We start from the raw sequence: 21,754 nt of genomic DNA on the forward strand, positions 1-21,754 counted from the left end.
TCCAGGTAAAAGCATAACAGCAATCATGCCAGCGCACCGCACTGGCATGATTTCTTCATTTTACAGCGCTTTCCACGCATCGCCCCATGCTAAACCGGCACCCGGCTCGTAGTAGGTCGGCGCATTGTTGCACCACGCGCCTTCCGGCAGCGGTTTACATTGATAGAGCGCACCGTGGTTATTCACGATCTCGCCCGCCTTCCAGGTCTGGGTTGCGCTCCAGGCTGGGTAATCAGTCGTCTTACCCTCATCCCCTTCCGCAGCTTTCGCCTTCACGTTCAGGGTGTAGGTCGTGGTGCTGGACAGGCTACCGTCGCTCACCGTCAGGCTAACCACATACTGCGCATCCTGATCCTTAACCGGTGCGGCAAAGGTGACGACCGATTTATCCTGACCGCTTAATGTCTGCCCATCCTGCGACATCCAGGTATAGCTGAGCTTATCACCGTTGGCGTCGCTGGAGCCTTCCGCGCTTAACGAAACCTGGCTGCCTGCATCCACCGCGCCAACCGGCCCGGCGATACGCGCCACCGGAGCGACGTTAGCGGCAGGAGCCGGTGTGGTATCGTCGGTGGTGTCAGACGGTTCATCGGCCTGGCCGCTGTCATCAACGATATTCACGTTAAAGTGCTTCTGCACGCACTTCGCATAGTCACCTTCTTTAAAGGCGCTGTACGGCGTCTGATAGCCCACTAACTGACAGGCGTTGGTTTTACCATCGGCGGTTTCCGCGCTCCATCCCCAATCCATTTCCCAGTAGATCGGCAGAGCCCCAGCGCCACCTTCATCAAACTGCTTCATCTTTTTACAACCGAGGACTTCATCGTCAGCAATCGGCACTTTCAGATAGTTAGCAAACTCTTTGTAGTAAGCAATACGGTTCAGCGACTGCGCATTTTCATCCGCACCGCCACACTCTACGCCACCGTTGATAATCTGAATGGTTACGCCAAACCCTTCAACGAGGCCGTTCGCTTTATCATGGTCGTTAGGCTGCCATGTGCCATCGATAACATGCAGCATGGAAGGTTTCGGCGGTTGCGGGTAAACAAAGAAGAAGACGGCGCTGGCCAGGTTCATCCAGGTATCGGCCACCAGCTCCGGTTTGTCCAGCAGCGGGCGCACATCGCCGTCATACATCGCATCGGAGAACGGGCCATAGTTGTAGTTATAGGAAAGCTGCTTGGCCCCGCGACCGAAATAGCTCAGGTAATCACCATCTTTATCCTTCCCGCACGGCCAGGTTTGCCCCTGCCAGATGTTCGGATCACATTCGCCGTTGTAGCCGCCCTTCTGGCCTTCAACCCAGCCCACTTCACGCAGATAAACCAGCGCCTGGCGCCATTCAGGAATATCGCGCCAGCTTTCATGGCCGCCAGTCTCCTGGGCAAAGTGAGCAAACATCGTAGCCAACGATTTCCGACAAATCGCATCGCTGTCGCGCCCATCGGTATAAGTGCCGCAAACGGCAGGAAATTTACCAATCGCTTTCAGAAAATTCGAATAGGTATATTCCGGCGCACGCATGGGAAACAGATAGTCCCAATCTTGCTCGGTCAGGATGCTCTCGACTCGTTTAACGTTTTCCGGGTTTGCCGCCCGGCCCGGTGCGATTTTTTCGACTTCGCTGTTAGCGAGCGTTTTAATGGAAGATTTTACCGAGTTCATCAGCGGAAAATCGGTTAATGCTTTTTCTTTTGCCGCAAGATCGCTCGCCTTGATGGTTGTCGCTTCTGTCGCGCTCAGCAACGGCGCCGCATGAGCAGCCCCCAGACTTAACATGATCCCTGCGGCCACGGCGCTTAATGTAACAGTTTTAGATGAAGCCATAGTTGTTCTCCTTTTCTCCTTGTAGGCTGCCCGTAGTGGCTTAATGCCTGGCAGTGGCCTCAGTTTTGCCGCAGGAATGCCTCATCCACTAATCACATTCCCTCTTTTGCGCATCATCAAATAACACATAAAAAAAGGGCCGGAAAATCCGGCCCTTAGAAAAGAAAGTGAGGTCTGTAATCAGGCGTAACCGTAGCTCATCAGGCGCTGATAGCGACGGTTGAGCAGATCTTCTTTGCTCAGTACGTCGAGATCGGCCAGGTCAGCCAGCAGCTGCGCTTTCAGCGATGCCGCCATGGCTTCCGGATTACGATGGGCGCCGCCCAGCGGTTCTGGAATGATGGAATCAATCAGCTTCAGCTCTTTCAGACGCGGCGCGATGATGCCCATGGCTTCAGCCGCCAGCGGCGCTTTGTCGGCGCTCTTCCACAGAATAGAGGCACAGCCTTCCGGAGAGATAACGGAATAGGTGCTGTACTGCAGCATATTCACTTTATCGCCCACGCCGATCGCCAGCGCGCCGCCGGAGCCGCCTTCGCCGATAACGGTGCAGATGACCGGTACGTTCAGACGAGACATCTCACGCAGGTTACGCGCGATGGCTTCAGACTGGCCACGCTCTTCCGCGCCCACGCCAGGGTATGCGCCCGGGGTGTCGATGAAGGTGATAATCGGCATGTTGAAGCGCTCAGCCATCTCCATCAGACGCAGGGCTTTGCGGTAACCTTCCGGCGCCGGCATGCCGAAGTTACGGCGAATCTTCTCTTTGGTTTCGCGACCTTTCTGGTGACCAATGATCATCACCGGGCGACCGTCCAGACGAGCGATACCGCCGACGATAGCTTTATCGTCGGCATAGGCGCGATCGCCTGCCAGTTCGTCAAATTCATCAAACGCCAGACGGACATAATCCAGGGTGTACGGGCGCTGCGGATGGCGCGCCAGTTGGGCTACCTGCCATGCGCCGAGATCGGCAAAGATTTTGCGCGTCAGTTCTACGCTTTTTTCACGCAGACGATGCACTTCTTCGTCGATATTAATATCCAGTTTCTCATCCTGACGGCTAACCGCAGTCAGAGAATCGATTTTCGCTTCCAGCTCTGCGATCGGCTGTTCAAAATCAAGGAAATTCAGACTCATAGTATTCCTGTATTAGTCAAACTCCAGTTCCACCTGCTCCGAACCGATGAGGCCACGCAGATCGTTAAGTAAACGATCGCTCGGAGAGACACGCCAGGTTGCACCGAAACGCAACCGCGCACGTGCATCCGCCCTCTGATAGTAGAGATGTACTGGAATGGTTCCCGAACGATGGGGTTCCAGAGACTGACGGAGTCGGTTTAAAAGCTGGTCATCAATTTGCCTGTCCGTCAGCGAGATAGCAAGCCCGCGAGCATATTTTTCCCGGGCTTCGTCAATGTCCATCACTTCGCGGGCCATCATTTTAAGGCCGCCGCTGAAGTCATCAAAGCTGACCTGTCCGCTGACGATAAGTATGCGGTCTTTTTCCAGCAGATGCTGGTATTTTTCCAGCGCCTCGGAGAACAACATCACCTCCAGGCGTCCGGAACGGTCATCCAGCGTACAGATGCCGATACGATTGCCGCGCTTGGTGACCATAACCCGCGCCGCAATCACGAGCCCCGCGGCCGTGGTCACTTTACCACGTTCCGTCGGATGCATGTCTTTGAGTCGATACCCGCCGACATAGCGCTCAATTTCTTTTATATACTGGTTGATCGGGTGCCCCGTCAGGTACAGACCTAACGTTTCGCGCTCCCCATCCAATACCACCTGCTCCGGCCACGGCAGACAGTTGGCATACGATTGTTCTATTTGCTCCGGTTCTTCCGCCAGCACGCCGAACATATCGGCCTGGCCAATGGCTTCGGCTTTCGCGTGCTGATCCGCCGCCTTCAGCGCGTCGCCCAGCGAATTCATCAGCGCGGCGCGGTGCGGGCCAAGGCGGTCGAACGCCCCGGACATAATCAGCTTTTCCAGCACCCGGCGGTTCAGTTTTTTGGTATCGGTACGGGCGCACAGGTCGAACAGTTCACGGAAATAACCGCCGTTATTACGCGCTTCGATGATCGCTTCAATCGGGCCTTCGCCGACGCCCTTAATGGCGCCGATACCATACACGATTTCCCCGTCATGATTCACGTGGAAATGATATAAACCGGAATTGATATCTGGCGGCAATATTTTCAGCCCCATGCGCCAGCATTCATCCACCAGGCCCACCACCTTCTCGGTGTTGTCCATATCAGCGGTCATTACCGCCGCCATAAACTCTGCCGGATAGTGCGCCTTCAGCCACAGCGTCTGGTAAGAGACCAGCGCATAGGCCGCGGAGTGCGATTTGTTAAACCCGTAACCGGCGAATTTTTCCACCAGGTCAAAGATTTTCATCGCCAGTTCGCCGTCGATGCCGTTCTTTTTCGCACCTTCCTCGAACGCACCGCGCTGCTTGGCCATCTCTTCCGGCTTTTTCTTACCCATTGCACGACGCAGCATATCCGCGCCGCCGAGGGTGTAGCCAGAAAGCACCTGGGCAATCTGCATAACCTGTTCCTGGTACAGGATGATGCCGTAGGTCGGTTCCAGTACGGGTTTCAGGCTTTCGTGCTGCCACTGCACGTCAGGATACGAGATCTCTTCACGTCCGTGCTTACGGTCGATAAAGTTATCTACCATCCCCGATTGCAGCGGGCCCGGACGGAACAGGGCCACCAGCGCGATCATATCTTCGAAGCAGTCAGGCTGCAGGCGTTTAATCAGGTCTTTCATGCCGCGGGATTCAAGCTGGAAGACCGCGGTGGTCTCCGAACGCTGCAGCATGTCGAAGCTTTTCTTATCGTCGAGCGGGATGGCCGCGATATCCAGCGGCGGCTCGCCGTTGCGCTCGCGGCGGGCGTTGATCATCTCCAGCGCCCAGTTGATGATGGTGAGCGTACGCAGGCCAAGGAAGTCGAACTTCACCAGCCCCGCGTATTCCACGTCGTTCTTATCGAACTGGGTTACCGGATGCAGCCCCTGCTCATCGCAATAAAGCGGGGCAAAGTCAGTAATTTTGGTTGGCGCGATCACCACGCCACCGGCGTGTTTACCGGCGTTACGCGTCACACCTTCCAGTTTGCGCGCCATATCGATTAGCGCGCGCACCTCTTCATCCGCCTCGTAAATTTCCGGCAGCTGCGGTTCCGCTTCAAACGCTTTCGCCAGCGTCATGCCCGGATCGGGCGGCACCAGCTTAGAGATACGGTCCACGAAGCCGTACGGGTGCCCCAGTACGCGGCCTACGTCGCGGATAACCGCTTTTGCCGCCATGGTACCGAAGGTAATAATCTGCGATACCGCATCGCGGCCATACATCTCGGCCACATGCTCGATAACCTGGTCGCGTTTCTCCATGCAGAAATCGACGTCGAAGTCGGGCATCGAGACACGTTCCGGGTTAAGGAAACGTTCGAACAGCAGGTCAAGTTCCAGCGGATCGAGATCGGTAATTTTTAGCGCATACGCCACCAGCGAACCTGCACCGGAACCACGGCCCGGCCCTACCGGCACGCCGTTATCCTTGGACCACTGGATAAACTCCATCACGATCAGGAAGTAGCCGGGGAAGCCCATCTGGTTGATAACCTGAAGTTCCACATCCAGACGCTCATCATATTCCGGACGACGCTTAGCGCGCACTTCCGGATCCGGGAACAGGAATTCAAGACGCTCTTCCAGCCCTTCTTTCGATTTCGCTACGAGGAAGTCCTCGGTGGTCATATCGCCAGTCGGGAACTGCGGCAGGAAATATTCGCCAAGGCGCACCGTGACGTTACAGCGCTTGGCGATCTCAACGGTATTTTCCAGTGCTTCCGGGATATCGGAAAACAGCTCGCACATCTCGTCTTCGCTGCGCATGTACTGCTGCGCGGAATAGTTGCGCGGGCGTTTCGGGTCGTCGAGGGTAAAACCATCATGAATGGCGACGCGAATCTCGTGGGCGTCGAAGTCGCCCGGTTCGAGGAAACGCACGTCGTTGGTCGCGACCACAGGAAGACCACGTCTTTCCGCCAGCTCTACCGCCGCATGTAGGTACGATTCTTCATCCTGACGGCCGGTACGAATCAGCTCAAGAAAATAGCAGTTCGGAAAGTGTTGTTCATAAAAATCAACGCACTGATCCACCAGCGCCATATTCCCGCGCAGCAAGCTACGGCCCACATCCCCCATACGTCCGCCGGAGAGCAGGATCAAGCCCTCTTTCAGCTCAATCAGCCAGTCGCGGTCGATAATGGGGCCCGCAGCGCCATAACCGCGCTGATAAGCTTTGGAGATCAGTAGCGTCAGGTTCTGGTAGCCCTGGTTGTTCGCTGCCAGCACCGTTAAATGGGTGAGTTCTTCGCCGAGGAGATCGCTCTGCACATGGAAATCGGCGCCGACAATCGGTTTAATCCCGGCACCGTGGCCTGCCCCGTAGAACTTCACCAGACCGCAAAGGTTGGTAAAATCGGTGATCGCCAGCGCAGGCATGCCCAAAGAGGCCGCCTTTTTCACCAGCGGCCCGGTTTTCGCCAGCCCATCAATCATGGAGTAGTCGCTATGCACCCGCAGGTGCACAAAACGTGGTTCAGCCATCTTTAGATTCCGGTTAACTTATTCTCGACACAAGAATCAGGACGCCAGTCCCAGTGCGCGTTTGACGGGAGCAAAGCTGCGTCGGTGATGTTCGGTTGCGCCATATTGCGCTAACTTTTCCAGATGAAAAGCGGTTGGGTAGCCCTTGTGCTGGGCAAAACCGTATTGTGGAAACACCGTGTCCAGCTCCGCCATTTCCGCATCGCGCGTGACTTTAGCGAGAATAGACGCGGCGCTGATTTCTGCCACCCGGCTATCGCCCTTCACCACCGCCATCGACGGCATCGGCAGCTTGGGACAGCGATTGCCGTCAATCAGCACGTATTCCGGTACGATAGCCAGCCCGGCCACCGCGCGCTGCATCGCCAGCATGGTGGCATGCAGAATATTGAGCTCGTCAATTTCATGCGGCTCGGCGCGGCCAAGGCTCCAGCACAGCGCTTTCTCTTTGATTTCGTCAAACAGCGCCAGGCGGCGCTTTTCGCTCAGTTTTTTAGAGTCGTTGAGCCCGACAATCGGACGGGCAGGATCGAGGATCACCGCCGCCGTGACGACCGCGCCGACCAGCGGGCCACGCCCGACTTCATCCACCCCCGCCACAAGATGGGTATGGGGATATTCAAATTCAATCATTGTGCTAGCTCCAGCACCGCGTCTGCCGCCTGTTCATCCGCATTACAGCGAATTTGCAGATGCAGCTCACGGAAGGTATCGTGCATCGCGTGGCTGGTTTTACCGTTGGCCAGCAGCGGCTGTAGCGCCTCGGCCAGCCGCTGCGGCTCACACTCATCCTGCAGCAGCTCTTTGACCAGCTCGCGGCCAGCCAGCAGGTTCGGCAGCGAAACATACTCGGTCTTCACCAACCGCTTCGCCAGCCAGAAGGTGAACGGTTTCATGCGATAGCCCACCACCATCGGACATTTGGCCAGCATGCACTCCAGCGCCGCCGTGCCTGAGGCCAGCAGCGCCGCGTCGCTGGCGATCATCGCCTCGCGCGCCATGCCGTCGAGCATGTGCACGTGGAGATCGGGCGCCACTTCCGCTTTGATACGTTCGAACTGCTCGCGACGCTTCGCGTTAACCAGCGGCACCACCACTTCAAGGTCGGGGTACTGCTGGCGCAACAGCTGCGCGGTTTTTAAAAAGTCGGCGCTGAGCATCTCCACTTCGGCACCACGGCTGCCCGGCAGCATCGCCAGACAGTGGACATCGTGGGCAATACCCAGCGTATCCCGCGCGGCGTTTTTATCCGGATCCAACGGCATGGCATCAGCCATGGTGTGGCCGATAAAGCGGCACGGGACGTTAAATTTGTCATAAAACGCTTTTTCAAAAGGCAGGAAAGCCAACACCATATTGGTGGATCTGCCAATTTTGAAGACGCGTTTTTGTCGCCAGGCCCACACGGACGGGCTGACGTAGTGGATCGTTTTGATCCCCTGCTTCTTGAGGTTGCCTTCCAGCGTGATGTTGAAATCGGGGGCATCAATGCCAACAAAGACATCGGGCTTGAGTTCAGTGAAGCGTTGGGTGAGATCGGCGCGAATGTGCAGCAGGCGACGCAGACGCCCCAGCACTTCCACGATCCCCATCACCGCCAGCTCTTCCATCTCGTACCAGGCTTCGCAGCCTTCGGCCTGCATACGCGGACCGGCCACGCCGACAAAGCGCGCGTCAGGGACTCGCGCCTTGAGAGCGCGAATGAGGCCTGCACCAAGAATATCGCCGGAGGTTTCTCCGGCGACCAGGGCAATCGTCAGGGGACGCTGTTCAGCCATTAACGAATCAGGCCGCGCGTTGAGCGGGCAAAGAAATCGCTAAAGGGCTGAACTTCCGGATACTGCTTCGCCAGCTCGGCAATTTCCGGCTTCACTTCTTCCAGCGTTTTGCCGCTGCGGTACAACGCTTTATAAGCATTGCGAATCGCGGTGATCGCTTCGCGGCTAAAGCCACGGCGCTTCAGACCTTCGATGTTGACGCCAAACGGCGTCGCGTGGTTGCCCTGAGCAATAACGTACGGCGGAACGTCCTGAGCAACGCCAGAACAGCCGCCTACCATCACGTGCGCACCGATGATGCAGAACTGGTGCACCGCGGTCATGCCGCCGATGATAACGAAATCATCCAGCGAAACGTGTCCGGCAAGGGTAGCGTTATTGGCAAGGATGCAGCGGTCGCCCACCGTACAATCGTGCGCCACGTGGGCGTTGATCATCAGCAGGTTATCGCTGCCCACCTTCGTCAATCCACCGCCCTGTACTGTGCCACGGTGAATGGTGACGCTTTCGCGAATGCGGTTGCGATCGCCAATTTCCACACGAGTCGGCTCACCAGCGTATTTCAGATCCTGGTTAACTTCCCCGATAGAGGCGAACTGATAGATCTCGTTATCACGACCAATTTTAGTATGGCCGTTAACCACAACGTGAGACTTCAGTACGGTACCTTCGCCAATTTCGACGTTAGGTCCCACAATACAAAACGGGCCAATGTGGGCGTTAGCACCGATAACGGCACCGTCTTCCACAATGGCGGTAGGATGGATAAAGGCGGTTTTATCAATCACGGATCAGGACTCCCGGCTACGCGCACACATCATTGTTGCTTCGCAAACCACTTTACCATCGACCAGCGCAACGCCTTTAAAGCGAGTCAGGCCACGGCGGGTTTTCTCGAAGGTAACTTCCATAATCATCTGATCGCCAGGCACAACAGGACGCTTGAAGCGCGCTTCATCAATGCCTGCAAAATAGTACAGCTCGCCTGGCTCCAGTTTACCGACGCTTTTAAACGCCAGAATACCCGTGGCCTGCGCCATCGCTTCCAGAATCAGCACGCCCGGTAAAATCGGCTTGCCAGGGAAGTGGCCCTGGAAAAACGGCTCATTTACGGAAACATTTTTCACTGCGCGCAGAAAACGACCTTCTTCAAAATCCAGCACGCGGTCTACCAGTAAGAACGGGTAACGGTGCGGCAGAAGTTCTAAAATCTCTTCAATGTGCAGAGTATGAGTGTCAGTTGTCAAAATACTCTTCCTGTCAAAATATACTAAGGGGCAATAATAACACGGCCTGCCGGATTACAAGAATGCCGACAGGCCGGAAAGTATCATGCGATACCGATGAAAATTAGTCTTGATTATCAAGCTTGCGTTCAACAGCTTTGAGACGCTTGCTCATTTCATCAATATTCATCACCAGTGCAGCCGTTTTGCGCCAGGTCTTGTTAGGCTGGAGCGGAATACCGGACGAGTATACGCCAGGTTCGGTAATCGGGCGCATAACCATGCCCATACCGGTTACGGTGACTTTATCGCAGATTTCCATGTGGCCGTTAATCACGCTGGCACCGCCAATCATGCAGTAACGCCCAATTTTCAGGCTACCGGCCATAATCACGCCGCCTGCGACCGCGGTATTGTCGCCAATCACCACGTTGTGCGCAATCTGGCACTGGTTATCAATGATAACACCGTTGCCGATCTGCGTATCGTCAAGCGCGCCGCGGTCGATCGTCGTACAGGCGCCGATCTCCACGCGATCGCCAATAATCACGCGACCCAACTGAGGGATCTTCACCCAGTTGCCGCGATCGTTGGCATAACCAAAGCCGTCAGAACCGATGACGGTGCTGGACTGGATCAGGCAATTCTCACCGATCTCGACTTCGTGGTAAATGGTTACATTCGCCCACAGGCGAGAACCAGCGCCAATTTTCGTTTTTTTACCAACGAAACACCCCGCCCCAATCACAACGTTATCGCCAAGCACAACGTCAGACTCAATCACCGCGTTCGCACCGATGGAGACGTTGTTGCCGAGGGTCGCGGTCGGGCTAATGACCGCGCTCGGGGCGATATCCTGCGCCGGCTGTGGCGTGGTATCTAAAATTTGTGCCATGCGCGCGTAAGTAAGGTAGGGGTTCTTCACTACCAGCGCGGCGCCTTTGGCAAAAGGCAGTAAATCTTGCGTCAGGACAATCGCTGACGCTTCGCAAGCGGACAGGTGTTCACGATACTTGGGGTTAACCAGGAATGTGATATGACCCGCCTTAGCGGATTGCATGGACGCGACAGCGGTGATGACGATATCGCCATCACCGTGTAATTCCGCATCCAACTGCTGAGCTAAATCAGCCAGTCGAATTGAAGGCATTACTTATTTAACCTGTTTCAGTACATCAGCGGTGATGTCTTTAACATCGCTGCTGTTGAATGCAACGGCGTTAGCGTCAACCACCAGGTCGATGCTCTGGCTTGCAGCAACGGATTTCACAGCGGTCTGGATACGAGTAACCAGTTTGCCACGTTCTTCGTTGGTGCGACGCTGACGGTCTTGTTCAAAGGACTGCGCTTTCTGGGAGAAAGTCTGACGCTGTGCAGAGATGTCTTTTTCCAGTTTAGTGCGATCGCTACCTGCTTTCATAGACTGCAGACGCTGCATTTTAGACTGCAGGTCACCTTCCATGCGCTGAAGTTCGCTAGCACGGCCTTTAAATTCGTTTTCCAGGGTGCTGGAAACGCCAGTTTTCTGTGCAACTTGCTGGAACAGGCTACCCATGTTAACAATTGCAATCTTGTCTGCTGCCTGAGCAGACGCCGCCATTGCTAAACCCAGACCTGCAGCGACTAACCACTTTTTCACAATAATACTCCTTACCATCCCATACGTACCCGAAGGTACTGTTCTTTTGGTGGCCGAAGCCACCTGACGCTATCGCCTAATGCCAGCAAACTACACTGAACCCGCATTCCTTTGCAAAGAGCAATTACCAGGTTTTACCAATGTTAAACTGGAACTGCTCGGACTTGTCTCCATCGTATTTCTTGTACGGTTGGGCGTAGGAGAAGACCAACGGCCCCAATGGTGACATCCATTGTAATGCGATGCCCGCGGACATACGGATATTGCTCGGGTCGCTGTAGTCAGGAACGCCAGCAGCCTTCATTGCCGCCGTATTCTCCCAGTTGGTATCCCAAACGGTACCCATATCCCAGAAGAACGACGTACGGACCGAGTTCGCGTACTTATCGCTGATAAACGGCGTCGGAACAATCAGCTCAAGGCTGGCCACGCCCATGGCGTTACCGCCGACGGCGTCGTCAGACTTACAGTAGCCGCCAGCCTGGTCGCAGTTATCCAGACCTGATGAACCATAGTAGACCGCTTTCGGGCCGATGGTATTGGACTGGAAGCCACGCACGGTGCTGGAACCACCGGCATAGAAGTTCTCATAGAACGGCAGCTCTTTACCGCCCAGGCCGTCACCGTAACCCCACTTGGTACGACCCAGCACCACCCACTGATGGTCTTCATCGAGCGGGAAGTAGGACGCCGTATCCAGCGTGATTTTGTAGAACTCGTTATCAGAGCCCGGAATCGTCACTTTACCGTTCAGGTTGACACGTGAACCGTCCGTCGGGAAGTAGCCGCGGTCGAGTTTGTTGTATGTCCAACCGTAGTTGAAGGTGAAGTCGTTAGCCGAGAAGCCGTTGTCATCACTGGTGGTGCCCGCAGTCTGGCCGATAGAGTCCAGATAACGCCACATCGCCACCTGCGGTTCCATATTGGACAGGTCGTTGTGAACGTAGCCCAGACCCGCACGCAGTGAGTTGTATTCGTTAATCGGGAAGCCCAGCGTACCGTCTACACCATAACTTTTGTTGGTGTAGGACGACAGGTCAGCATCATCCGCTTTAAAGTCATTGTAGAAGACACGACCGCCAAGGCTAACGCCATCCACCGTAAAGTACGGGTTGGTCACAGAAAGCTCGGTATAGGTCTGGTAGTCGTTCTTGGTACCGTTGATACCGACAGAGTAACCGGTACCTAACCAGTTATCCTGCTGAACGCCCGCCTGGAAGCTCACGCCGCTTTCTGTACCGTAGCCGATACCGAAGTTGAAGCTGCCGGTGTTACGCTCTTTGACTTTGTAGACTACGTCTACCTGGTCCGGGCTGCCCGGTACGCGCTGCGTTTCCGTATCGACCGTTTCGAAGAAGCCCAGACGGTTCAGACGATCTTTACCCTGGTCAACCAGGTCGCCGCCCAGCCATGCCCCTTCCATCTGACGCATTTCACGGCGCAGAACGGAATCTTTTGACGTATCGTTACCGACAAAGCGGATGTTACGCACGTAGAAACGGTTGCCGGCATCCACGTTGATGTGCAGCTTAACGGTTTTATCGGTGTCGTTGATTTCCGGCTGAGACTGTACGCGCGGGTAGGCATAGCCGTAGCGACCAAGAAGTTTCTTAATGTTATCTTCCATTTTGGTCACTTTCGCGCCGTTATACAGCTCGCCCGGCTCAATTTTGGTCAGGCTCTCGATTTCAGCCGAATGACCCGCCAGGTTACCGGTCACCTGGACGCCAGACAGTTTGTACTGGTCGCCTTCGGTGATGTTAATGGTGATATAGATACCTTTTTTATCCGGCGTCAGGCTCACCTGAGTGGAGTCAATGTTGAAACGCGCATAGCCGCGATCCAGATAGTAGCTGCGCAGGGTTTCAAGGTCGCCCGACAGCTTCTGTTTCTGGTATTTACGATCGCCGACCACGTTCCACCACGGCACTTCATCACGCAGCTGGAAAGTGGAGATCAGATCTTCGGTCTTGAACGCATGGTTACCGACGATGTTGATCTGCTGGATCTTTGCAGAGACCCCTTCCTGGAAGACCAGCTTCAGGTCGACACGGTTACGCGGCAGAGGGGTGACAACCGCCTTCACGCTCGCGCTGTACTTACCGACGCTGTAGTAGAAATCTTCCAGCCCTTTCTCGATATCGGAGAGGGTGGTACGGTCGAGAGATTCACCGACGCGAACGCCAGAGGCTTCCAGGTTTTGCTTGAGCATGTCATCTTTCACCGACTTGTTGCCGGAGAAAGTGATGCTCGCAATGGTTGGACGCTCTTTGACCTGCACCAGCAACACATCGCCGTCTCTCAGGACGCGGACGTCCTCAAAGTTGCCCGTAGCAAACAGGGCGCGAATGGTGTTACTGATGTCGTCATCAGTGACGGTATCGCCAGGACGTACTGGCATACTGAGAAGGGCCGCACCAACAGCGACACGCTGCAAGCCTTCGAAATGAATGTCCTTCACCACGAACCCGTCAGCACCGTATACGGTCGCGCTGCTAAACAGCAGCGACGCTATAAGCAACTTTTTCATCGCCATCGTTATTATGCGTTCTTCCTAACTAACTCTCTTACAACCGAGAGAAATCATTGAAAAGTGCAAGCCCCATTAACATCATCAGCAAAATCGAGCCGATGCGGTAACTAAAGTCTTGAACTCGCTCGGATACCGGGCCGCCTTTCAGCTTCTCAATCGCCAAAAACAGCAAATGTCCCCCATCTAATACGGGGAGCGGGAACAGGTTGATTATGCCTAAATTCACGCTGATGAGTGCAAGAAACATCAGGTAGTAAATCAGCCCATACTCCGCAGACATCCCAGCCCCCTGGGCGATTGAAATCGGCCCACTGAGGTTGTTCAGTTTGACGTCACCGGTGATCAATTTTCCCAGCATACTGACCGTCAGCTTCATCAACTGCCCGGTTTTCTCCGTGGCTTCGACGATGGCGCTGAATGGCCCATACTGGCGCACTGTTTTATATTCCTCAGGCAGCGGGATAATCTTCGGTACTACCCCTGCAAACCCTTCCGCCTTTCCGCTACCGTGTTTTGTATCCGGTATCAGAGTTAAAGACAAGAGACTGCCCTGCCTTTCGATCTCTAGCTGTAACGCTTTGCCTGGGTTATCACGCACCAGCGTAACAAACGTCATCCATTGCGTCAGCGGTTGACCGTTGACTGTAACGATCCGATCCCCTGCTTGTAAACCGGCTTTACGCGCCGCAGAGTCAGATTGCACTTCTGCCAGCACCGGTTCAATTTGCGCGCCGCGCGGACGTATACCAAGCGAAGTGACCGGATCTTCTTTATCCGGCTCGAACGCCCAGTGCCGCAGGTCGAGGATTTTATCCTGACGCTGCTCGCTGCCGAAAGGGGCCACGGTGAGAGTGGTGCTTTCATCACCAATTTTGGCCACCAGCGCCATGCGCACAGCATCCCAGTCAGGCGTTTCGATACCATCTACGGCTTTTAGTTCCGTGCCTGGTGCAATTTGTGCTGTCGCCGCGATGGAATTGGCGGTTATTTCACCAACAACCGGACGAATACCAGGGACACCAATGATAAACACCAGCCAATAGGCGAAGATAGCGAAAAGGAAGTTGGCGATGGGGCCCGCAGCGATAACGGCGGCGCGCTGGCCAACCGTTTTATTGTTAAACGCCATGTGGCGCAGCTCTGGCGCCACTGCGTCAACGCGCTCATCAAGCATTTTGACGTAGCCGCCCAGCGGGATAAGGGCGACAACAAACTCGGTGCCGCGTTTATCGACGCGGCGCCACAGCGCTTTACCAAAGCCAATAGAAAAGCGCTCTACACGGATACCACAGCGCCGAGCAACCCAGAAATGACCAAATTCGTGTACGGTGATCAATACCCCTAGCGCAATAATAAACGCGGCCAGGTTCCAGAGAATGCTCAGCATAAGTCCATCCGTTAAATCGTCCTGAAAACCAGCAGCAGCAGGCAGGCAAAGACCGGTACCGCCGCCGTCAGGCTGTCGATTCGGTCAAGGATCCCACCGTGGCCGGGAATCAAATGACCACTGTCTTTAATACCCGCTTCACGCTTGAACATACTCTCAGTGAGATCGCCCAAAACGGAAGCCAGCGCTGCCACGATGGAACAGGTTAGCAGCACGGATGGTGCGACGTCCAGATTTGCCCATAAACCGTAAGCCCAGGAGATAATCGCTGCCGTCACCAGACCGCCGATAAACCCTTGCCAGGTTTTACCCGGAGAAACCTTCGGCGCCAGCTTATGCTTACCGAACAGCTTGCCGAACATATAAGCGCCGGAATCTGCCCCCCAGACCAGGATCATGACGTAAAGCAGCCACAGCGCGCCGCTATAGTGATTTTCATCATAGTGCCAGGCGCGCAGCGCCAGCATGCCCCAGAAAAACGGTACAATGGTCACGATACCGAAAATCAAGCGCAACGTCTTTGACTGACGCCAGAACCCGGCGGAAGCTGGATAAAAGAGGACTAAAACCAGCGCCACAAGCCACCAGACCACCGAGGCCCATAGCGATGTCTCCACCACGGGTTGGTGAATATTATGGTGATACTCCGGGATCATAAAGAGCATCAGTGCCAGCAACAGGCCACACAGTACCGCCAGCCACACGCGTTGGGTGCGCGAGGTGAAACCGCTTAATTGCCCCCATTCCCACGCCGCCAGCATACAAACGACCAGCGTAACAATCGCGAAGCCGCCAGGTGGCAGCAAAAACAGGGCTGCAATGACAACCGGTATTAAAATTAATGCAGAAATCAGGCGATACTTCAGCAAAAGCTACCCCCATCAGGCCTTGTCGCCACCAGGCTCGGTGCCACCGAAACGCCGTTCACGATTGGCAAACGCATGCAGTGCACCCTCAAAGTCTTGTTCATCGAAATCGGGCCAAAGAACATCTGTAAAGTAAAGTTCAGCATAGGCGATTTGCCAGATAAGAAAATTACTGATTCGATGCTCTCCCCCGGTCCTAATAACTAAATCTACGGGAGCCAGTTCATGCATGCAGACCTGCTGACTGAGCAGTTCTTCATTGATTTGATCGGGGCGGAGTTCCCCTTCCTGAACCTGTTCGGCTAAGCGCTGAACTCCCTGAACAATATCCCATCGACCGCCGTAGTTAGCGGCAATGTTCAATGTTAACCCCGTGTTATTTTCCGTCAGCGCTTCCGCTTTACGGATCCGCTCTTGCAGGCGTGAGTTAAACCGACAGGTATCGCCAATAATCCGCAGCCGAACGTTATGCCGGTGCAGACTTTTTACTTCGCTATCCAGCGCCCAGACGAACAGCTCCATCAGAGCACTCACCTCTTGCTCAGGGCGATTCCAGTTTTCACTGCTGAACGCGTATAGCGTCAATGCTTCAATACCGTTATTCGCGGCATAGGCGACGGCACGACGCACAGATTTCGCCCCGGCTTTGTGCCCAAAGGCGCGAATCTTACCTTGCTTCTTCGCCCAGCGGCCGTTGCCATCCATAATGATTGCCACATGGCGGCAACCGTGGGCTGGCAAATTCTCGCTGGTTGGTTGATTAGCAGACAACATAACGCGTTTATAATCCATGAAAAGGGATGAGCGGTACCCCGGAATACAGCTATACACTTTATCGCTCAGGCAAACCCGATTGATTTTACGTGTCTTTGTCTCGCAAAAAAGCCGTGCTAAATCACGGCTCTCCCTATCGCCCAGCCAAAACGCACAGCGATAGGGTGGCGCAGACTATATCACTGAAGCCAGATGCTAACAAATGCCATGACGGCTCGTATGCTGATTCTGCTCTCATTACCTGACGAAATATTTCGTCTGCAAGGTTGCCGCTTCGCGTGCGCTGGCATCAATAATCAACACCTCATCCACGTTCTGTGGTTCCCTGAGGTCGAGATGTTCCAGCACCGCCAGATTGAGCGCCGCAATGTCGGTAAAGCGGATCTGGCCGTCGAGGAATGCCGCCACGGAGATCTCGTTAGCCGCATTCAGCGCGGTGGTCGCCGCCTGCCCTTGCTCGAAGGCGTCCATCGCCAGCTTGAGACAAGGGTAGCGCGCATAATCCGGCTCAGAGAAGCTCAGTGCGCCCATCTTGCAGAAATCCAGCGGCTTCGCTCCGGATACGACGCGTTGCGGCCAGGCCATGGTATTGGCAATCGGCGTCCGCATATCAGGCTCACCCAGTTGCGCCAGCACGCTACCGTCCTGATAACGCACCATCGAGTGAATCACCGACTGCGGATGAATCAGTACTTCCATCTGCTTAGCTGAAGCATTGAACAGCCAGCGGGCTTCGATGTATTCCAGACCTTTATTCATCATAGTGGCCGAATCGACGGAAATTTTGCGTCCCATCGACCAGTTCGGGTGACGACACGCCTGATCCGGCGTCATTGCGCTCAGCTCAGCAATCGGCGTCTCCCGGAACGGGCCACCTGATCCGGTAAGCAGAATGGAGGAGACTCCATGCTGCGACAGCTCAGCGTACCCTAAGTCGGACTGAAAACTTTGCGGTAAACTCTGAAAGATAGCGTTATGTTCACTGTCGACCGGGAGAAGCTGCGCGCCGTGCTGCTTTACTGCTTCCAGGAATAGCCGACCGCAGGTCACCAGCGACTCTTTGTTCGCCAGCAGAATGGTTTTCCCCGCGCGGATGGCCGCCAGCGTCGGTACCAGACCTGCCGCGCCGACGATGGCCGCCATAACCTGATCCACCTCGTCGAGCGCCGCGACGTCACACGCCGCTTGTTGCCCGCTCAACACTTCGGTACGACTCCCATGCTCACGCAACGCCAGCATCAGCGCATTGGCGCTTTTCGCGTCGTCCATCACCGCATAGCGAGGAGAAAACTCCAGGCACTGCTCGATCATTCGATCGACATTTTTGCCCGCAACCAGCGCTGTAACCGCAAAACTTTCGGGGTTATGGCGTACCACATCCAGCGTGTTGCAGCCAATTGAGCCTGTTGAGCCCAGAACAGTTAATCGCTTCATGAGAGATCCAGGATTGATAAAATGCAAAACGCCGCCAGCGAAGCTGCGACGCTTCCTGTACGGCGTTAATAGCACAACTTACACAGTCTTAGAACTGCATCAGTTCCGCTTCTTTCTCTGCCAGCGCCGCTTCCACTTTCTTGATAGCAGCATCGGTCAGTTTCTGTACTTCTTCCTGAGAGCGGCGATCGTCATCTTCGCTGATCTCTTTGTCTTTCAGCAGCGCCTTCACTTTGTCGTTCGCATCGCGACGAACGTTACGCACGGAAACGCGCGCTTGTTCTGCTTCGCCACGAACGATTTTGGTCAGGTCTTTACGACGTTCTTCAGTCAGCGGAGGCAGCGGAACGCGGATATCGGTACCCGCGGAGCTTGGGTTCAAACCGAGGTCAGACGCCATGATCGCTTTTTCAACGGCCGGGCCCATAGAACGGTCAAACACGTTGATTTTCAGGGTACGGGTATCTTCTACGGTCACGCTTGCCAGCTGACGCAGCGGCGTCGGGGTGCCGTAATATTCAACGATAATGCCATCCAGCAGGCTGGGAGAAGCACGACCCGTGCGAATTTTGCTGATTTGGTTTTTGAATGCTTCTACGCATTTATCCATGCGTACTTCGGCATCTTTTCTGATATCGCTAATCACGTTACGAATCCTTGAAAACTAGTCTCAGTCGACCAGACAATGGCACATTGCAGTGAATGCGCTAAGTATAGTCTCGTTTAAATCATGCCACAGAATTATGTCATTCTGCCGGGTAAAGGCGAATCTTACCCGGAAATGGCCGTGACGGAAATTATTCCGTAATCAAAGTGCCTTCTTTTTCGCCCATCACCACGCGGCGCAGCGCGCCAGGTTTGTTCATGTTGAATACGCGAATCGGCAGTTTGTGGTCACGGGCCAGCGTAAAGGCCGCCAGATCCATGACTTTCAGTTCTTTATCCAGTACTTCGCTGTAGGTCAGCTGATCGTACATGGTGGCAGACGGATCTTTCGCCGGGTCAGCGGTGAAGACGCCGTCAACTTTGGTTGCTTTCAGTACCACGTCGGCTTCGATTTCGATGCCGCGCAGGCAGGCTGCGGAGTCGGTGGTAAAGAACGGGTTGCCGGTACCGGCGGACAGAATCACGACGCGGTTATTACGCAGCAGGCTGATCGCCTCTGCCCAGCTGTAGTTGTCGCAAACGCCGTTCAGCGGAATTGCCGACATCAGGCGGGCGTTCACATAGGCGCGATGCAGTGCGTCACGCATTGCCAGGCCGTTCATTACCGTAGCCAGCATACCCATGTGGTCGCCCACAACACGGTTCATACCGGCTTTTGCCAGACCCGCACCACGGAACAGGTTGCCACCACCAATAACGACACCCACCTGGATGCCCAGCTCAACAAGTTCTTTAATCTCTTGCGCCATACGGTCAAGAATACTTGCGTCAATACCGAAGCCTTCAGTGCCCTGCAAGGCTTCGCCGCTAAGCTTGAGCAGAATACGTTTGTAGACAGGTTTTGCGTTGGTAGCCATTTTCTTTCCTGAGGTGTCACGAATGGGATGGTTTAATTCAAGTGACATCATGCGTTCCTTGCCACCTGAACCCTATAGGAGCTGGCTGATTTCCACATGACGATGTTCTTTACTACACGTGCTTTACTACACAAAAGAGAGCCGCCCTCAGGCGGCTCCTTTACTGCAATTAAGACTGCTTGGACATGGCAGCAACTTCTGCTGCGAAGTCAGTCTCAACTTTCTCGATGCCTTCGCCCACTTCGAAGCGGATGAAGCCAGTCACGTCAGCGTTGTGCTCTTTCAGCAGCTGGCCAACAGACTTGCTCGGATCCATAACGAACGGCTGACCGGTCAGAGAAACTTCGCCGGTGAATTTCTTCATGCGGCCTTCAACCATTTTCTCTGCGATTTCTTTCGGCTTACCGGACTGCATCGCGATATCCAGCTGTACCTGGTATTCTTTTTCTACCACTTCAGCGGAAACGTCTTCCGGCTTAACGAATTCCGGCTTGCTTGCAGCAACGTGCATTGCCAGCTGTTTAACCAGCTCTTCGTCAGCGCCAGTAGCAGCAACCAGAACACCGATGCGCGCACCGTGCTGGTAGTTGCCCAGTACTTCGCCTTCCAGGGAAGCCACGCGACGGATGTTGATGTTCTCACCGATTTTAGCAACCAGCGCAACGCGTTCTTCTTCGAACTGTGCTTTCAGAACTTCAACGTCGGTGATGTTGCCAGCAACGGCAGCGTCCAGAACTTTGTCAGCGAAAGCCTGGAAACCAGCATCTTTAGCAACGAAGTCAGTCTGGCAGTTAACTTCCAGAATGAACGCGATGTTGCCGTTGATTTTGGTTTTGATCACGCCGTCAGCAGCAACGTTGCCTGCTTTTTTCGCCGCTTTGATCGCGCCAGATTTACGCATGTTTTCGATTGCCAGCTCGATGTCGCCATTAGCTTCAGTCAGGGCTTTTTTGCAATCCATCATGCCTGCGCCAGTACGTTCACGCAGCTCTTTTACCAGGGAAGCGGTAATTTCAGCCATTCTAAAATCCTCGGAAGATTTGATCTGCCCGGCCAAAACCGTACAGATTTAAAAGTGAAAAAGGGGGCCATAAACAGGCCCCCTAACCAAACGTGTTACTACCTGGTTTATAAGGGCTCTAACGAGCGTGCCTTATTACTCAGCTTCTACGAAGCTTTCTTCCGCCTGGGAAGCCAGATCGGAAGAACGGCCTTCACGAACGGTAGCAGCTACAGCGCTCAGGTACAGGGTCACAGCACGGATTGCATCGTCGTTACCCGGGATAACGAAATCAACGCCATCTGGATCAGAGTTGGTATCAACGATAGAGAATACCGGGATACCCAGGTTGTTCGCTTCTTTGATAGCAATGTGCTCGTGGTCAGCATCGATAACGAACAGTGCGTCCGGCAGGCCGCCCATGTCTTTGATACCGCCCAGGCTGTTTTCCAGTTTCTCAAGCTCACGAGTACGCATCAGCGCTTCTTTCTTGGTCAGCTTGTCGAAAGTACCGTCCTGAGACTGAGTTTCCAGATCTTTCAGACGTTTGATGGACTGACGAACGGTTTTCCAGTTAGTCAGCATACCGCCCAGCCAGCGATGGTTCACGAAGAACTGGTCGCAGCTCAGAGCAGCTTCTTTCACAGCTTCGCTTGCAGCGCGTTTAGTACCAACGAAAAGGATTTTGCCTTTACGAGAAGAGATCTTGTTCAGTTCAGCCAGAGCTTCGTTGAACATCGGTACAGTTTTCTCAAGGTTGATGATGTGAACTTTGTTACGTGCGCCGAAGATGAAAGGCTTCATTTTCGGGTTCCAGTAACGGGTCTGGTGACCGAAGTGAACACCAGCCTTGAGCATGTCGCGCATGGAAACAGTTGCCATGGTTTAAAACCTCTATAGATAAAGTTGGGGTTATGCCTCCACGTATCCCATATTACCGACCCCAAAGGGCACCCCGGAATATGTGCCGATACGTGTGTGTTATTTACACAAAGTGAGATTTGTCGCTTCCGGACAAAACAATGAGCGGAAGTTCGGCGCGCTTTATACCATAAAACCGACGCAGATACCAACAGTTGTTATCGCCGACGCAGGGCACGAAAGGCGAAGTTCAGAATGATTCTCAATT

18 protein-coding genes are annotated in these 21,754 nt (G+C 54.5%); all 18 read right to left on the reverse strand.

The features are described from left to right. Nucleotides 1-60: 60 nt before the first annotated feature. Complete coding sequence (locus tag K7B04_RS00495) at nt 61-1,830, reverse strand: chitinase (protein ID WP_223803276.1); 1,770 nt, start codon at nt 1,828-1,830, stop codon at nt 61-63. Between the two features lie 180 nt (nt 1,831-2,010). Further along, nucleotides 2,011-2,970: an acetyl-CoA carboxylase carboxyl transferase subunit alpha gene (gene accA, locus K7B04_RS00500; protein ID WP_163447286.1), complete on the reverse strand. Its 960-nt coding sequence runs from the start codon at nt 2,968-2,970 to the stop codon at nt 2,011-2,013. A gap of 12 nt (nt 2,971-2,982) precedes the next feature. Continuing rightward, nucleotides 2,983-6,465, reverse strand: a complete 3,483-nt coding sequence (gene dnaE, locus K7B04_RS00505) for a DNA polymerase III subunit alpha (protein WP_163447284.1) — start codon at nt 6,463-6,465, stop codon at nt 2,983-2,985. 36 nt (nt 6,466-6,501) lie between these two features. Beyond that, nucleotides 6,502-7,098, reverse strand: coding sequence for a ribonuclease HII (rnhB, locus tag K7B04_RS00510; protein WP_163447282.1), 597 nt, complete (start codon nt 7,096-7,098; stop codon nt 6,502-6,504). After that, the gene (gene lpxB, locus K7B04_RS00515; RefSeq protein WP_223803277.1) at nt 7,095-8,243 is read right to left on the reverse strand and encodes a lipid-A-disaccharide synthase; all 1,149 of its coding nucleotides are present in this window, start codon (nt 8,241-8,243) and stop codon (nt 7,095-7,097) included. The genes rnhB and lpxB overlap by 4 nt, the downstream gene beginning before the upstream one ends. Continuing rightward, nucleotides 8,243-9,031, reverse strand: a complete 789-nt coding sequence (gene lpxA / locus K7B04_RS00520; RefSeq protein ID WP_064547588.1) for an acyl-ACP--UDP-N-acetylglucosamine O-acyltransferase — start codon at nt 9,029-9,031, stop codon at nt 8,243-8,245. The genes lpxB and lpxA overlap by 1 nt, the downstream gene beginning before the upstream one ends. Before the next feature lie 3 nt (nt 9,032-9,034). Beyond that, nucleotides 9,035-9,490 (reverse strand): 3-hydroxyacyl-ACP dehydratase FabZ, encoded by a 456-nt coding sequence (gene fabZ, locus K7B04_RS00525; protein WP_052285413.1) that lies wholly within the window; start codon nt 9,488-9,490, stop codon nt 9,035-9,037. A 103-nt stretch (nt 9,491-9,593) separates the two neighbouring features. After that, nucleotides 9,594-10,619 (reverse strand): UDP-3-O-(3-hydroxymyristoyl)glucosamine N-acyltransferase, encoded by a 1,026-nt coding sequence (gene lpxD, locus K7B04_RS00530; protein ID WP_064547586.1) that lies wholly within the window; start codon nt 10,617-10,619, stop codon nt 9,594-9,596. Between the two features lie 3 nt (nt 10,620-10,622). Continuing rightward, nucleotides 10,623-11,108 carry a molecular chaperone Skp gene (skp, locus tag K7B04_RS00535; RefSeq protein WP_065356564.1) on the reverse strand — a complete coding sequence of 162 codons (486 nt, stop codon included), beginning with the start codon at nt 11,106-11,108 and terminating at the stop codon, nt 10,623-10,625. Between the two features lie 124 nt (nt 11,109-11,232). Further along, nucleotides 11,233-13,644: an outer membrane protein assembly factor BamA gene (bamA, locus tag K7B04_RS00540; RefSeq protein ID WP_065356563.1), complete on the reverse strand. Its 2,412-nt coding sequence runs from the start codon at nt 13,642-13,644 to the stop codon at nt 11,233-11,235. A gap of 31 nt (nt 13,645-13,675) precedes the next feature. After that, on the reverse strand, nt 13,676-15,028 hold the full coding sequence (gene rseP / locus K7B04_RS00545; RefSeq protein WP_163447278.1) for a sigma E protease regulator RseP: 1,353 nt from the start codon (nt 15,026-15,028) through the stop codon (nt 13,676-13,678). Nucleotides 15,029-15,039: 11 nt separating this feature from the next. Next, nucleotides 15,040-15,897, reverse strand: a complete 858-nt coding sequence (gene cdsA / locus K7B04_RS00550) for a phosphatidate cytidylyltransferase (RefSeq protein ID WP_163447276.1) — start codon at nt 15,895-15,897, stop codon at nt 15,040-15,042. A gap of 12 nt (nt 15,898-15,909) precedes the next feature. Further along, a complete protein-coding gene (ispU, locus tag K7B04_RS00555) occupies nt 15,910-16,668 on the reverse strand; it encodes a (2E,6E)-farnesyl-diphosphate-specific ditrans,polycis-undecaprenyl-diphosphate synthase (protein WP_223803278.1) in 759 nt (252 codons plus the stop codon). Nucleotides 16,669-16,905: 237 nt separating this feature from the next. Continuing rightward, nucleotides 16,906-18,102: a 1-deoxy-D-xylulose-5-phosphate reductoisomerase gene (ispC, locus tag K7B04_RS00560; RefSeq protein WP_223803279.1), complete on the reverse strand. Its 1,197-nt coding sequence runs from the start codon at nt 18,100-18,102 to the stop codon at nt 16,906-16,908. An 88-nt stretch (nt 18,103-18,190) separates the two neighbouring features. Then, nucleotides 18,191-18,748 (reverse strand): ribosome recycling factor, encoded by a 558-nt coding sequence (gene frr, locus K7B04_RS00565; protein ID WP_163447270.1) that lies wholly within the window; start codon nt 18,746-18,748, stop codon nt 18,191-18,193. A 151-nt stretch (nt 18,749-18,899) separates the two neighbouring features. Continuing rightward, entirely contained in the window at nt 18,900-19,625 is a 726-nt protein-coding gene (pyrH, locus tag K7B04_RS00570; protein ID WP_000224567.1) for a UMP kinase, read from the reverse strand. A 169-nt stretch (nt 19,626-19,794) separates the two neighbouring features. Continuing rightward, nucleotides 19,795-20,646: a translation elongation factor Ts gene (gene tsf, locus K7B04_RS00575; RefSeq protein WP_064547572.1), complete on the reverse strand. Its 852-nt coding sequence runs from the start codon at nt 20,644-20,646 to the stop codon at nt 19,795-19,797. A gap of 135 nt (nt 20,647-20,781) precedes the next feature. Further along, a complete protein-coding gene (gene rpsB, locus K7B04_RS00580) occupies nt 20,782-21,507 on the reverse strand; it encodes a 30S ribosomal protein S2 (protein ID WP_064547569.1) in 726 nt (241 codons plus the stop codon). Nucleotides 21,508-21,754 lie beyond the last annotated feature (247 nt).

The sequence above is a fragment of the Kluyvera sp. CRP genome (assembly GCF_019930565.1).
GTDB lineage: Bacteria > Pseudomonadota > Gammaproteobacteria > Enterobacterales > Enterobacteriaceae > Kluyvera > Kluyvera georgiana_A.